At 54.0% G+C, this 13,047-nt stretch carries 14 protein-coding genes and 1 tRNA gene; 7 read left to right on the top strand and 8 right to left on the bottom strand.

Features of this window, described 5'->3' with window-relative positions; translation table 11 throughout:
• Positions 1-76: 76 nt before the first annotated feature.
• On the bottom strand, positions 77-889 hold the full coding sequence (gene thiD / locus EKM97_RS10835; protein WP_125572427.1) for a bifunctional hydroxymethylpyrimidine kinase/phosphomethylpyrimidine kinase: 813 nt from the start codon (positions 887-889) through the stop codon (positions 77-79).
• A 151-nt stretch (positions 890-1,040) separates the two neighbouring features.
• Between thiD and EKM97_RS10830 the strand changes: the two genes are divergently transcribed.
• Positions 1,041-2,438 carry an aminotransferase-like domain-containing protein gene (locus EKM97_RS10830; RefSeq protein WP_125572426.1) on the top strand — a complete coding sequence of 466 codons (1,398 nt, stop codon included), beginning with the start codon at positions 1,041-1,043 and terminating at the stop codon, positions 2,436-2,438.
• A 241-nt stretch (positions 2,439-2,679) separates the two neighbouring features.
• Here EKM97_RS10830 and EKM97_RS10825 read toward each other — a convergent pair whose 3' ends face one another.
• Together EKM97_RS10825 and EKM97_RS10820 are read right to left on the bottom strand one after the other, a co-directional pair.
• Positions 2,680-3,735, bottom strand: coding sequence for a hypothetical protein (locus EKM97_RS10825; RefSeq protein ID WP_125572425.1), 1,056 nt, complete (start codon positions 3,733-3,735; stop codon positions 2,680-2,682).
• Complete coding sequence (locus EKM97_RS10820) at positions 3,728-4,600, bottom strand: SbcC family exonuclease (protein WP_125572424.1); 873 nt, start codon at positions 4,598-4,600, stop codon at positions 3,728-3,730. Before EKM97_RS10820 ends, EKM97_RS10825 begins: the two co-directional genes overlap by 8 nt.
• A gap of 363 nt (positions 4,601-4,963) precedes the next feature.
• On the opposite strand from EKM97_RS10820, the gene EKM97_RS10815 reads away from it, so the two are divergent.
• Positions 4,964-6,148, top strand: coding sequence for an MDR family MFS transporter (locus EKM97_RS10815; RefSeq protein WP_164507534.1), 1,185 nt, complete (start codon positions 4,964-4,966; stop codon positions 6,146-6,148).
• A gap of 49 nt (positions 6,149-6,197) precedes the next feature.
• Positions 6,198-6,270: transfer RNA gene (locus tag EKM97_RS10810), tRNA-Ala, on the top strand.
• Positions 6,271-6,453: 183 nt separating this feature from the next.
• Here EKM97_RS10810 and EKM97_RS10805 read toward each other — a convergent pair.
• Positions 6,454-6,759, bottom strand: coding sequence for a hypothetical protein (locus tag EKM97_RS10805; RefSeq protein ID WP_125572422.1), 306 nt, complete (start codon positions 6,757-6,759; stop codon positions 6,454-6,456).
• Positions 6,760-7,363: 604 nt separating this feature from the next.
• On the opposite strand from EKM97_RS10805, the gene EKM97_RS10800 reads away from it, so the two are divergent.
• Entirely contained in the window at positions 7,364-7,786 is a 423-nt protein-coding gene (locus tag EKM97_RS10800; RefSeq protein ID WP_125572421.1) for a GNAT family N-acetyltransferase, read from the top strand.
• Positions 7,787-7,834: 48 nt separating this feature from the next.
• Entirely contained in the window at positions 7,835-8,128 is a 294-nt protein-coding gene (locus EKM97_RS10795) for a hypothetical protein (protein WP_125572420.1), read from the top strand.
• A 75-nt stretch (positions 8,129-8,203) separates the two neighbouring features.
• On the opposite strand, the gene EKM97_RS10790 is transcribed toward EKM97_RS10795, so the two are convergent.
• Positions 8,204-9,229, bottom strand: a complete 1,026-nt coding sequence (locus EKM97_RS10790) for a zinc-binding alcohol dehydrogenase family protein (protein ID WP_125572419.1) — start codon at positions 9,227-9,229, stop codon at positions 8,204-8,206.
• Positions 9,230-9,345: 116 nt separating this feature from the next.
• Here EKM97_RS10790 and EKM97_RS10785 point away from each other — a divergent pair, with 116 nt between their 5' ends.
• Positions 9,346-9,756 (top strand): hypothetical protein, encoded by a 411-nt coding sequence (locus tag EKM97_RS10785; RefSeq protein ID WP_125572418.1) that lies wholly within the window; start codon positions 9,346-9,348, stop codon positions 9,754-9,756.
• A gap of 81 nt (positions 9,757-9,837) precedes the next feature.
• On the opposite strand, the gene EKM97_RS10780 is transcribed toward EKM97_RS10785, so the two are convergent.
• From EKM97_RS10780 to EKM97_RS10770, 3 genes are read right to left on the bottom strand one after another with little or no spacing between them, the layout of a single operon-like run.
• Positions 9,838-10,779 (bottom strand): AEC family transporter, encoded by a 942-nt coding sequence (locus EKM97_RS10780; protein ID WP_125572417.1) that lies wholly within the window; start codon positions 10,777-10,779, stop codon positions 9,838-9,840.
• Between the two features lie 51 nt (positions 10,780-10,830).
• Positions 10,831-11,376, bottom strand: coding sequence for a 5-formyltetrahydrofolate cyclo-ligase (locus EKM97_RS10775; protein ID WP_125572416.1), 546 nt, complete (start codon positions 11,374-11,376; stop codon positions 10,831-10,833).
• Positions 11,377-11,387: 11 nt separating this feature from the next.
• The gene (locus EKM97_RS10770; protein WP_125572415.1) at positions 11,388-11,750 is read right to left on the bottom strand and encodes a DUF488 domain-containing protein; all 363 of its coding nucleotides are present in this window, start codon (positions 11,748-11,750) and stop codon (positions 11,388-11,390) included.
• Positions 11,751-11,861: 111 nt separating this feature from the next.
• Here EKM97_RS10770 and EKM97_RS10765 point away from each other — a divergent pair, with 111 nt between their 5' ends.
• The gene (locus EKM97_RS10765; protein ID WP_125572414.1) at positions 11,862-12,806 is read left to right on the top strand and encodes a magnesium transporter CorA family protein; all 945 of its coding nucleotides are present in this window, start codon (positions 11,862-11,864) and stop codon (positions 12,804-12,806) included.
• Positions 12,807-13,047: the final 241 nt, after the last annotated feature.

Genomic DNA, 13,047 nt, shown 5'->3' with positions numbered 1-13,047 from the left:
GGCCCGACCTTCGGTCGATTTTCATAGAAGCCATCCTTGCGGATGGTATTTTCAGCGCTTACGCTGACGGACAGCGTTAAGGACGCTGAGGCTCGTTGGCCCAGTGGTTGATAGGGCCAAACTTGTGACCCACCGCGATGGGGTGCATGATGGCTTCGCTGACGAAGGCGCGGGCGATGCGGATGGCGGATTCGACATCGCTGCCCTTGGCCAGTTCAGCGGTAATGACGGCACTCACCGTGTCGCCGGTGCCGTTGCGCCGGTCTGTTGCAAAGAATGGTGCCGGCAGCCAGAAGCTCTTGCCAGATTCCAGCAGTACGTAGTCATCGACGGTGTCTTCGTCTTCGCTACGCTTGCCCTTGATCATGATGTTCTTGGCACCCAGATTCTGCAGTTCCTTAGCAGCCGCAATCACATCATCCTTGCCCGGCAGCTTGCGGCCGACAAGGTGCTCAGCTTCGTAGTAGTTCGGGGTCATCACCGTTGCCAGTGGAATGAGGCGCTGTTTGAGGGTGTTGAAGGCCTCGGATTCGAGCAGAAGTGCACCGTGCTTGGTCACGATAACAGGATCGAGCACGAGTTGGCCGAAGTCGTATTTTTCGAGGTTGTCGGCCACGGTGTTGATGAGGTCGGCGTCCGCGAGCATGCCGGTCTTGGTCGCCTTGATGTCCAGGTCGTCTGCTAGCACTTCGAATTCTTTCGCGATGAAGGGCAAGGGCAGGGTCACGCTGTCGTGAATCCCGTAGGAGTTACCGGCAACCGCGGCCGTGAGTGCTACCGTGCCGTAGACGCCGCGCATGAAGAAGCTGTGCAGGTCGGCTTCGATACCTGCAGAGCCGTCGCTGTCTGAACCACCAATTACCATTGCTTGGGGAAATTCGTTTGCCATGAGTTTTAATCTCCAGTCATTTTTAAGTGTTGGCAATTCATCCGCAGCTAGGTGCGCCGTGAATGAGTTGATATGCTAAACTCTATTGTAAAGAAATAAACCATGCAATCAAGAATCATATTGTGTGGCAAACAATTTTGGGAGATTGCGCATGTCGATTAATTCTTTTGATAGTTATCCGCTCACCTGGCGTCCAGACCGCCGGCAATTACCCCGACCAGTTTATGTGGCGCTGACCAAACAATTGCGGCGCGACATTGCGACCGGCGTACTGCTGCCAGGAACCAAATTGCCGCCGCAACGCGAGCTCGCTGATTTTTTGGAGCTTAACTTATCAACGGTCTCCAAGGCGTACAAACTTAGTGAGGAGCAGGGGCTCACTTACGGTGTGGTCGGGAAGGGGACTTTTGTGGCGCAAAACGCGACCAAGTCCAACATCATCGCCAAGACCTCGAGCACCGGCATCATTGATCTTGGCCTGGTGTCGGCCTTTGATTCTTGTAACAAGATGATGCTCCCGGTCATCCGCGATGTGGCGGCGCAAAAGAACCTGGTGGAGCTGCTGAACTATGACGACCCGACCGGAATGGCGACGCACAAGCAAGCCGGCGCGTTTTACTTGCGCCAGTTTGGCTTTAACAACATTACGCTACGCAACCTGGCGATTGTGTCCGGCGGGCAAAACGCGGTGACGGTGACGCTGCTGGGCATGTTTCAACCGGGTGCGCGCATCGCGGTGGACTTCTTCACCTACGCGAATTTCATTGAAATTGCCAAAATGGCACGGGTGAAGCTGGTGCCAATTAGCGGCGATCGGGAGGGCATGCGTGCCGATGAATTAGCGGCCGCTTGCCGCAGCCAGGAACTGGCGGGTATCTACCTGATGCCAGAGGGCAACAACCCAACGGGGGTGCGCATCAGCGGAAAGCGGCGTGCGGAGCTGGCCGCCATTATTGAACGCGAGCAGTTGATCCTAATTGAGGACGACTACCAAGGTTTTCTCAAGCTCGGGTTAACGCCGGTGCTACCCAAAATTAGTGCGCTGGTTCCCGACCGGAGCGTCTACATTTGCAGTATGACCAAGCCACTGGCAGTGGGTCTGCGGATTGCTTACCTCCTGTTTGCCGAACCGTTCCGGGCGCAACTGATGGGGGCACTGATGAACGTGAACATGAAGACCTCGGCCATCGACAGTGAATTTGTGGCGCAAGCGGTCATTTCCGGTACCGCGCAGCACATCATTCAGTCCAAAATTCGGCTGGCTGAGCAAAGCAACGCGTTGTTTGACCGCATTTTGCCGGGGATGGCACCCGTTGCGGATGCGCGGCAGTTGTTCCGCTGGTTACCTTTGGCGTCACAGACAGAATCGGGACGTGAGTTTGAACAGCGCGGATTGCGCGCCGGCGTGCGTTTTTACCACTCCGATCGCTTCTTGGTCGGCCCCGCCAGCAAGCAAAAGTTCATCCGGGTGTCACTGTCCAGCGTGCGCTCATTGGGTGAATTGGAGGAGGGGCTGCTGCGGCTGAAGGAATTACTGCAGCAAGCTTAGCTGACACAAAAAAACGACCAGTGGACTTCTCATGAGGAGAAGTTCGCTGGTCATTTTGGTTGCAATTTTGTGGTCGCGCGCCAAAACGCAGCCACTTGTACGCAATGCTTCAGCATTGCTAGCACAATGGACACCGACGGACGCCCTAACACCTAAAACGCGATTAGCAGAAATCCTAAGTACGGGATTTCCACTGATCACGTTTTATATATCGGGAGCTAACCGCCTTTTGGCACAGCCTTTAGTTAAATGCTGGCTTCTTGGGTAATACTGCCTTGAGCCATTCACCCAGGAACGGGTACTTGTTGTCCAGTTCGATAATCTGGGTGGTGCTGTTCGGGTAGGCCAGGGTAACGGTGTTGGCGGAAGCATCCACGCGCACGGTCAGGTCCTGATGGTTTGGCAAGCTGAGCGCATATTCGCCGGCATTGCCAGTTTCGCGCATCAAGATGGCGTTGCTAGACGCAATCACGAAAAGTTCGTCCATGGCCGGTACGTTGTCAACAGAGCGGGCAGCGACCTGCAAGGTGAGCTCGTGACCAATCAATTCGTCCGGAATACTGGTGCTTTCCCAAATGAAGTCGCCGTGGTCGAGCTTGTCGCTCCCCAGGTCCATCCAGTCGTGACCTTCGTCGTCGATGACTTGGTAACCCGCAACGGGGCCAGGAACGTGGGCGTGCAAGACGATGTTGCCAGCCTCGGCAACAGTCTTGCTGGCGGTAATCGGCTTACTGGTGTCGAACTTGGTGTTGAAGGTCAGCCCATCAACCGGCTGCAGGACGGTTTCGTCAACACTGCGGAAACCATAACCCGCGGCGTACATTTCCTTAATCAGGACAATAAGTGCGGTGATTTCGTCATCAGTGAAGTCAAGGTCCGTATCCTTAGCCGTAATCTGCTCAAGTGTTGGCAGGTTGGAGGAAACCAAGCGGCCATCGGTGCGCAGTGGATCAACCAGGGTGAACAACTCACGGTTGTTCTCTGGTGTCGCCAGGAAGAACACGATGGTGGTGTGCGTGGCGTTTGGCGCCACAGCCTGGAGCCAGAGGCGCTTAGCAAAATCGGTGCCTGCCAGTCCCTTAACATCGCTCAGTGCTTGGGTGAACTTGTCAGAGAGCAGTTCGGTGTAGGCGAGCAACTGGTTGGCGCAGGCGAATTCATTTTGCGCCCACACGGGGTCATTGCTGCTCTTCTTGGCGTCTTCTTCGCTCTTAATGGTGACACGGCGACGGGCCTCGGCGGGCTCAAGTTCGCTCGTGATGATGTCGATAACTTCTTTATCCTTGAAATTAAGCAAGCTTGTTCTCCTCCTCTGCCTTCTTGAGGGCCTTCATGTAGTCAACGCGCAGGTTGGCCAAAATGTTGATGAACTGGTCAATGGAGCTGTACTGGTTCATTACGGCCTGGTATTCGTAGCGCGTTACCGCTGCGGCAACCTGCAACTGGCGCTTTTCACCGTCGAACTTGCTGTCGGCGGCTTCCTTAGCGGCTGCGAGCTGGGTGCGCAGGTGGTTGATGTCACCACCGCGCAAGTTGCGGCGGCGTGGCTGCGTTGGCCGGTCGTCGGTGTTAGCCGGCGCGTCATCGGGATCGATGAAGTTCTTCAACAGACCGCGGAAACCGCCGCCACCGTTAGCTTCGCGCGTGGCCGTTGTGGTCGGTTCGCTGTCGTCTTGGGCTTCGAGTGCCTCAATCTGACTGTGCAGGTCGGTTGCTTCTTGGTAAGTACTCCGCCGGAGACGTTCAATCTGGTCATCCAGGTAATGATCCGGGTCCTTGGCAAAATTCTGCAGCTGGGGCATGATGTTTTGCTCTTGTTCGTTTTGGTGAATGATTTCACGACCAAAAACATCCAGGTTCCCGAATTCACGGCGGTGGTACCAGTCCCCGAAGAAGACGCGGCCATCATCGCTGACCTCAAAGAACGGCACGTACTGACGCAACCACTGAATAAAGTTGCCGCGCAGATAGTCGTGCAGCTCTTCTTGCGCCGACTTATCGTAGGCGAGAATGTAGCCGGGGACTTCGTGAATATCGAGGCGCAGAGTGGCCGCGGTATCATCGATGCCCTTGTAGAGGCGGTAATTGGAGTGGTCTTGCCAGGCCGTGGCAAAATCATTAAAGAATTTCTGTTGGTAGGCTAGGCTTTTTTCTACTGACATATTTATACCTCGTATCCATTTTTGCTCTATACGCTTAATTCTACCGCAACCGCCGCGTTCTATGTACTTTAATTGGTTACGTTTGCAATTTTTTAGGCGTCTTTTTTAATGCAATGCGTGATTTATCCAGCACAAACTGATTTGCGGACGATTGCTGCTGGCATTTGGATTGTGATTGCGCATTGAAACTGAAGTGCACAAGCGAAAATGAGCACCTTGCCCATGAACTGCTCACGGCCGTCTCAGGATTGCGGCGAAATCGGCATTTTTGCGTATACTAAGAAGAGGTGCAAACGAGTAGACGTTTTGATTCGAGCAAACTACATAGTGTTGTGAACCACCAATTAACAATCACAGGGAGGAATGATGATGCGCGCAAATGTACCACAGCTCAAGCTGAGGTGGCTGTTCCTGGGCTACCTCATTACCAACACGGGGGCCAGTTTCATCTGGCCACTCACCACCATCTACATGCACGAATACCTGGGGGAGAGCCTCACGACGGCAGGGGTCGTGCTGTTCTTCAACTCGCTATTCATGGTGATTGGCAGCGCTGTTGGCGGCAAGTTATTTGATACTTGGCGCGAGGATGTCACCATTTTGCTAGGGATTGCCTTAACTACCGGCGCAACGGGACTGCTAGTCTTCTTGCACGGCTGGCCGGCATTTCCGATTCTGCTGGTCATCTCCGGTTTTGGTAGCGGGATGGTCGTCACGGCCATTAACGGCTTTGCAACGCGCATCACGACACGGCGGGCGAGCTTTATTTTCAACGTGATGTACTTCATCAGTAACCTCGGGCTCGTTTTCGGAACCTTGGGTGTGGGGTTCCTGCTGCCACTGGGCATTAGTTACGTGTTTGCCACGGCATTCTTCATGTATCTCCTGTTCCTGATTATCGCGTGGTTCGAATACCGCGGTAAGAACCGCCCGCACAAGGCACGCGCTGCGCAAGCCAAAGAGCGGATCCACCTGAAGCTACCGGTCATCACCGTGCTCTTGACGCTGGTTCTGGTGTGGGTCTTCTACGAACAGTGGCAGAGCAACATCTCCGCCTTCATGCTGTCGCGGGGACTCAAAATTCGCGATTATAGCTTCCTCTGGACCGTCAATGCCATTCTGATTGTGACCTTCCAGCCGCTGCTCACCGCCTTTGACGAGTGGCTAACTAAGCACCTGCGCGGTCGGCTGTACTTTGGCTTTGCCCTGCTGGCGTCCAGCTTCCTAATTCTGCTGGTGGCCAAGCAGTACTACTTCTTCATTATTGCAATGGCAGTCTTAACGCTAGGGGAAATCATCGCCCTGCCGGCGGTGTCCACCTTCGTTGATCAGTTTGCACCGGAGAGTCAAAAGGGCCGCTATCAGGGAATGGTGCAGAGCTGCGCCTCTGCCGGGCGTGCAATTGGACCGCTGATTGGGGCGCTGCTTATTGACAGTTTTTCCTACCACTGGTTGTTCATTGCCGCCACGGTGGTGATTCTTATGAGCACCGCCGCGTTCGCCTTCAGCAACTTACTGGCACGCAAGCCGCAGGATGCAAAAGACTAGGCGGAATTTTGCACGGACGATGAAAGCGTGTTAGAATATCGTCGTGCATGGGCCCATAGCTCAGTTGGGAGAGCGCCTGCTTCGCATGTAGGAGGTCGACGGTTCAAGTCCGTTTGGGTCCAGATGAGTCATTTTAATATGTAAATAGCGGCTTAACGGCCGCTATTTTTGTACGCAAAAATGCCACAACTTGGATGTCGTCGCCGGAGTTCTAGATGGAGCAAACAGGTTAAACTTTACCTGCACCTTTTGCAAAAAATCCCCCTGACGGCTGCGGCCACCAGGGGGATGAGCAATGATTCAGTTTAAAGTGCGCGGCTAATCCAGAGCATGATGAGAAGCCCAGCGAGCACCATAATCACCGCAATGACGATGGCGGCAATGGTCATGTAGCGACCCATTTCCTTGAACGGAACGGGCTTATCCGCACTCGTGATGAGTTCGGTGTGTTGGAAGAGGCCGAGCGCGGCACCGCCCAGAATAAGAGTTGCGGCAAGCAGCGCCGCCCCAGCAAACAGCAAGCTATTGTTTTGAATAAACGCGCCGGCGAGTGTAATCAGGATGTCCAGAATCAGCGCTGCGGTGAATGGTGTCCGCAAGTTTTTAGTCATGTCAGCTGCCCCCGTTGGTAAAAAATAAAAAACACGCCGCAAGCGGCGCGCTTTGGATGTTCACGCTTACTATAATACCACATCGTTCCGCTTTGTGGTCAAGAAGCGACTTAACCGCGGTAATTTGGCCAAATCGGCACAAAAAAAGGACCACTGGGGGTTGACCAGTGGCCCAAGGAGTAAGGGTTGGCAGGTGGAAGGGTGGTCCACCTGCGATTTTACTTTGGAGGAGTAAAATGAAAAAAAGTTGGGTTGGGTATCGAAATAAGGGGTTGGCTTACTTCGATGCTTATATAGTAAATCGCATATGTGAAGAAATTGTGACCTTAAGGCGACAGTTGTGTAAGTGAAGGTAAAGCTTGTGTAAATCCTGCGTTACAATCGTTCCGCTATTTGCTAATTTGCGCAGGTGTGACGTAATTCGGCCCCGAATTCTGGTGCTCGTTTGCGAATGGATCGGTTTAGCAAGCAAAATTGAGGAATTGCCGGTGCAACGCTAAGAAAGTGCCAATAATAGCTTAAGAAATAGCTGATTGCTGTATCGAAAATGAAACGACTGTTGTAGAATGACTCCTAGATTAATAACTAGGGGAAATAAACAATAATGATTAGCTACAGTTTTGAAAATGGTCTGAACATTCATGAAATCACGGCACTCTATTCCAAGAAGGACATGGCCCAGTATCGCGGCGACATGGCGGAGCTGGCGGCGGGCCTTGCCAACTCAACCATGATGACCGCACGTGATGACGGCCACCTGGTCGGTATGATTCGCGGCGTCTCTGATATGCACACGGTGCTCTTTATCGATGAATTGATTGTACTTCCAGAGTACAGCGAGGATAATGTGGATCAGGAGCTGCTCAACCAGTTTCTGGACTACTTCAAGCAGATCGACCGGGTGGTTGCCGTCAGTGAAGACGACCACCTGCGCAAGTTGCTCCAGAAGCAGGACTTTAAGGATAGCGATAACCACGGTGCGCGCTGCATGATTCGGCCGCGCAAACTGCTGGAAATCCGCTACTAAGCTTTTACCTGAGCACATCCGAATCTCAAAATCGCGGGGGTAATACCAATGGTCAAAGCCGTTACCGTTAGTCGCAACCAGAAAATCAGTGGTGCCAATGCCATTATGGATCAGGGCTACATCACCGAGCGGGATATTCCCGATATGATGCAGCGGGAGTTTGCGGACAAGTTTGTCTTGGAGGTGCAAGACGAATTGCAACTGCGCAGCTTGGACGTCCCCGTTGCACTGCAGACGTTTAACTATTACATGGGTACCGGCTGGATTATTTACAATCCCAGCCGCTTGCAAGAAGACGACGCGAAGGAAACATTGCGTTTGGCGCTTGGTTACCGGAAGTAACGTAAATACAATTAAAGGGCTGGTCATCGTGCTGCATGCAGCGTGATGACCAGCCCTTTTTGACAGCAGCTGAAACTATTCTGGAAAACCACCGGCAACGACGACTTTGCCGCTACTATGCCCGTTTTCGACCAGCTGAGTAGCCGCGCGCACGTTTTGCGCATTGATGGGCGCGAGGGTCTCCGACAGGACGCTACTGATTTTGCCTTGATCATACAGGGCAAACATCCGCTTCAGGATGTTGCCCTGGTGCTCAATCTGGAGTCCGCGGAGGCTGCGGAGGAACATGTATTCAAAATCAAGGCTGGCGGCTTTGTTTTTGAGCTCAGCAACATCCAGTGGTGCTGTTGGCAACACGACAGTCCCGACATGCCCGAATGGCGCGATAAGCTGGTTAGCCAGTGCCATGTAAGGTTCGGGTGCGTACAGAATGGCAATGCCATCGAGCGCATCAGCATGCAGTTTGTGCAGCTGCCCCGCGATGTCATCGTGGTAATCCAGTGGGTGCGCAACACCATGAGCACGTAGCCATTCGTGATGCTTGGGACTGGCAGTGGCAAAAACCGTCAGCCCTGTCCAGCGGGCGAGCTGTGCCAGGACGGAGCCCACGCCGCCGGCACCATTGATAATGAGCAGCTTTTGTCCGTGGTTCGCGTGCCGGCCGGGGGTAAAGCCCATCTTGTCAAAGAGCAACTCCCAGGCGGTAATGCTGACGAGGGGCAGTGCTGCGGCTTCGGCGTCACTCGCCGTTGCAGGGGCCTTGGCGACGAGACGGTAGTCGACCGCCTGATAACGCTGCTCACTGCCGGCGCGTTGACTGTCACCCGCGTAGGCAACCCGGTCACCAATGGCAAAGCCACGCACGTCACTCCCGATGGCGACAATTGTCCCGCAGGCATCGTAGCCGAGCACACGCGGGGTGGTGCTAATCGGGCTACTCATGCGGAATTTGCTGTCGACGGGATTGATGCTGACGGCGCTGACCGCAACCGTGATGTCAGCAGGTCCGACTGTGGGCATATCTAGTACAATATCTTTGAAACTGTCTGGATTTGATGTGGCAAGTGGTTTGTAAAAACCAACCGCATTGTTTGCATGCATGAAGATTCCCTCTTTCTTTTACTAAAATTTTAGCACTTAGACCGGAATCACGCAGTCCTTGTAATGCAGTGGGACGCCATTTCTGGTAAACTTATCCAAGAAACGGAGGTGGCAGGATGCGACATCAACCTGCAAAAGCTGGGAATAAGGCTATGACCATTCTCAGTGTTATCGTGGCGGCTTGCTTTATCGGCATTGCAATTTTTTTGTGCAAGCCTAGTTCCGTCATTGACTACATGAGTGCTGTGGGTTTCGGTATCATCCTGACACTCGGCTTAGTGGTTCTGACCGTTCTTGACGGTCGGGCGCGCTCAAAGGGCGTGCGCTTCTTTACAGATTGGCTCTTCGGAACTGTCTTGCTGGCGTTCGTGCACCTGTACATGATTGGACTGGATCTGCAGTGGTTGTTCCTCGGCGTGGGTTCCGCGATTATTGCGTTCCTCTCCCTGATTGCGGCATTGCGAACGCGCTTTGTTGTTGACGAACCCGATTATCCAGAAGGCGAAATGCGCCGGCGTCGGCATTAAGTTGTGCGCGGCACAATCATCGTAAATTAAAACCCGCTCGCATTGCCATTACGGCGTGCGAGTGGGTTTTTTATGCGGTGCTCAGGCGAGAAAGGTCATGACGACGGGAATGACCACCATGGCGAGCACCGTGGAGCTGGCCACGCCGATGGCCGCGAATTCGGTATCGGCGTCGTAAAGCTTAGCGACGACTGGTGCGTTAGTCATGACGGGCATGCAGGACTGAATGATGAAGATAGACTTCATCAGTGGCGAAATCGGCGCGTGCATCAGTAGCAGGCTCATGACAATTGGGGCGGCGATGAAGCGCCCGCCGAGAACGCCGAGCAGGTCTTTATCAAACTGGAAGGCCTTGCGAATGCCGGCCTGGTATATGGTTATCCCGATAAAGAACATGGAGCCGGGGATGGTCAGGTTGCCGACATAATTGAGGTCACTCATCAGAAAATCCGGTAGTTTAATTTTAGCGAGCACCAGGATGATGCCGACGATGAAGCCAAGCAGTGGCGGGGAGAAAATTTTGCCGAGCGTTTGCTTGAGGTCGAAGTGTGCGGCGTGTGCGCCGTCGTGTTGAATGAGGTAGACCCCAATGGTCCAGAAGATGGTGGTGTTGGCCATGTAGTACACCAGCACGTAGGGGAGACTCTTGGCCCCAAAGAGTGCCAGGTTCACTGGCAGACCGATGAACACCGTGTTTGAATTGAGAAACATCGAGCAGAACAGGCCCTCGTGGCGCTTTTCGACTCTGAGCAGCCGCATCACAACGACTGAGAGCACGCCGAGAATGGCCATGGACAGGAGCGGGTAGCGCAACTGTGGCAGGAGCGTCAGCAATTGCTTGGCAGTAAACTTACTGCTGACGGTCACGACCATGTAGGCGGGCAGGGCGACTTGGGTTACGATGCGCGCAATGATTTTGCCGCTGTCGGGACCGAGCCAATGCCGCGCGGCCAGGAAGTAGCCGAGGGCGATGAGAATAAGAATCTCGGACACGCCTAGGAGGCTGGAGATAAATGCTGTCAAATTAAGTTCCTTCTTCTATGTAGTGCGCCTGCGAATCCGCAAGCGCAATTTTTAGTTAATCGTCAGAATGTGCTGCAGACTGATGTCGAAGTCCTCGATTGGCCAAAAAGCCGTCGGAACGTCTTGCACGGGCAATGCTAGCGCCACCGTGGTGCCGGCAAAAGTACTGAGGAAACGGTCGTAATAACCGCCACCGAAGCCGAGTCGTTTGTGGGTATCCTGGGCAAAGGCTAGGCCCGGCACAACGACCAAGTCGGGGGCATTATTTTGCAGGTCGGCATTAAAGGCCGGCTCGAGCAGTCCGAACTTGCTGCGGATGAGCTTGTCTGAGCCAGGATTGGGCATGAAGGCCATCTGGCGTTTGGGCATTACCCGCGGCAGGAGGACTTGTTTGCCGGCTGCTTCCGCGGCGGTAATTACGCCGGTGGTTGCCACCTCAAAGGGGCCGCTGACCGTTGTGGCGATGGTGCGGGCAGCCTGCCATTCGGGCAGTTGCGTGAGCTTAGTCACGAGCAGGGTGGTTTCACCTTCGCGCTGCGTTTGCGGATAGGTGCGTAGCGCGGCGATTTGCTGACTGCGTGCGTTTACTTTATCGATAGGAAGACCTCCTAGAGCTGATTAGCGAGCCATTCTTTAAGGACAATGGCCTGATTATCTTGTTCATCTTTAGCGCCAAAAAGCAGCAGGACATCATTGCCTGCGTGCAGTTGCTCACGGACAGTGGCAACGAAGTCTGGCGCTTTCGGGTTGGCCTCGAGTTCGGCGAGGTAGCGTTGTTTAAATTCGGGGAATTTTGCGGGTTCATGTCCGAACCACTTGCGCAACTCATTGCTTGGTGCGATGTCCTTGGCCCACAGGTCGAGGGCAGCCTTCTCCTTGCTGATGCCGCGCGGCCAAAGCCGGTCGGTCAGAATACGGTAGCCGCTGATGCTATCATGACTGTAAATTCGTTGCGGAATTAGTTGTGCCATATGCGATCACCTCCGGTTCCAGTGTAGCACGCGCGACCGCGCAATGGGATAGGGGCGGCTATTATCGATGCGGTGGATAGGCGTATAATTTGGCGTAGGGAGGCGGAGTCAATGTTGAATTATTACCATGTTGCCGGCAACCGCGCGCAGAGCTGCGGGGATGCGGTGGCAGCCCAGTGGGTGGAGCTCAGCGCCCCGACTGAGTCAGAACTGAACACCGTCAGTAAACGGTATGGTCTGGAGCTGCGCAAAATGCGGCGGGTGCTGGATGAACACGAAGATCCGCGCACGGAGGGCTTAGACCCGAGTGACAACCTGCCCGGACTCATTGTGCTCCGTTTTCCCCGTGCCGCTGAAAATGACCTGGGCACGCGCGAATACCGAACTTACCCGCTGAGCATGTTCTTGCTCGACAATGTGGTGATCACCTTGAACCGCCGGGAACTGCCAGCAGAACTGGCAGCCCAGTTGCGCCGCGGCGAATGGCTATCTGGGAAACCAGAGGAATTTGCCCTGCATGTGTTGTGGTGCGTGCTCAGTAGTTACGTGCACGTCATGGACGATGTCAACGAGCACGTGGACGCGATGCAGAAGGAACTGGGCAAGGCCTCACGCAATCAGCAACTATACGAAATCATGAGCCTGCAAAAGTCGCTCATTTACTTTGAGTCGGTGCTGGACAACACGATGCCCATTCTACAGGATTTGCGAGATGGTGAGCGTTACTTCACTGCTGACAGCTATGTTGATGTCCTTGAAGCGGTGACGGTTGAAGCTCACCAGGCGCGCACCATGACTGACGTAACTGAGCGCATTTTGGAACAGTACAACACAGCGGTGAGTTCGATTGTGTCGAACAACCTCAACATTATCATGAAGGTGCTGACCAGCATCACCATTATCCTCACGATTCCAACTGTGATTGGCGGATTGTGGGGGATGAATGTGCCGGTGCCGTTTGCGCATGATTATTGGGCGTTCTGGGGCATCATTGCCGCAACGACTATCCTCTGCGCCATTTCTGCCTACATTCTCTGGCGGCACGACTACTTCTGATGTCCGTCAGCGTAAGTCATGAAACTTTCATCCGCAAGGATGAAAATAGTGGTTAGACCGAAGGTCGGAACTGGGCCGGATTTGCTACGCTCCCGGGAAGGGTGTGCGTGGGACCGTTCCAGCCAGCTGCGCTGTCTTCCACTGGCGATTTTGCCGCAAACCCACCGGCAAAATCCCGCTCCTAACGAAAATGGCGGTGTACATTTCGCACGAGGTTCATGTGCGAAACATACACTGCCAT

The organism is Lacticaseibacillus songhuajiangensis, assembly GCF_003946025.1.
GTDB lineage: Bacteria > Bacillota > Bacilli > Lactobacillales > Lactobacillaceae > Lacticaseibacillus > Lacticaseibacillus songhuajiangensis.
Note: the sequence above shows the minus strand (reverse complement) of the source record. Positions and strands in the feature narration are given on the sequence as shown.

Coding starts and splice junctions, on each gene's coding strand:
- thiD (WP_125572427.1), bottom strand. CDS start 889: ATGGCAAACGAATTTCCCCAAGCAATGGTAATTGGTGGTTCAGACAGC.
- EKM97_RS10830 (WP_125572426.1), top strand. CDS start 1,041: ATGTCGATTAATTCTTTTGATAGTTATCCGCTCACCTGGCGTCCAGAC.
- EKM97_RS10820 (WP_125572424.1), bottom strand. CDS start 4,600: ATGTCAGTAGAAAAAAGCCTAGCCTACCAACAGAAATTCTTTAATGAT.
- EKM97_RS10815 (WP_164507534.1), top strand. CDS start 4,964: ATGATGATGCGCGCAAATGTACCACAGCTCAAGCTGAGGTGGCTGTTC.
- EKM97_RS10805 (WP_125572422.1), bottom strand. CDS start 6,759: ATGACTAAAAACTTGCGGACACCATTCACCGCAGCGCTGATTCTGGAC.
- EKM97_RS10800 (WP_125572421.1), top strand. CDS start 7,364: ATGATTAGCTACAGTTTTGAAAATGGTCTGAACATTCATGAAATCACG.
- EKM97_RS10795 (WP_125572420.1), top strand. CDS start 7,835: ATGGTCAAAGCCGTTACCGTTAGTCGCAACCAGAAAATCAGTGGTGCC.
- EKM97_RS10790 (WP_125572419.1), bottom strand. CDS start 9,229: ATGCATGCAAACAATGCGGTTGGTTTTTACAAACCACTTGCCACATCA.
- EKM97_RS10785 (WP_125572418.1), top strand. CDS start 9,346: ATGCGACATCAACCTGCAAAAGCTGGGAATAAGGCTATGACCATTCTC.
- EKM97_RS10770 (WP_125572415.1), bottom strand. CDS start 11,750: ATGGCACAACTAATTCCGCAACGAATTTACAGTCATGATAGCATCAGC.
- EKM97_RS10765 (WP_125572414.1), top strand. CDS start 11,862: ATGTTGAATTATTACCATGTTGCCGGCAACCGCGCGCAGAGCTGCGGG.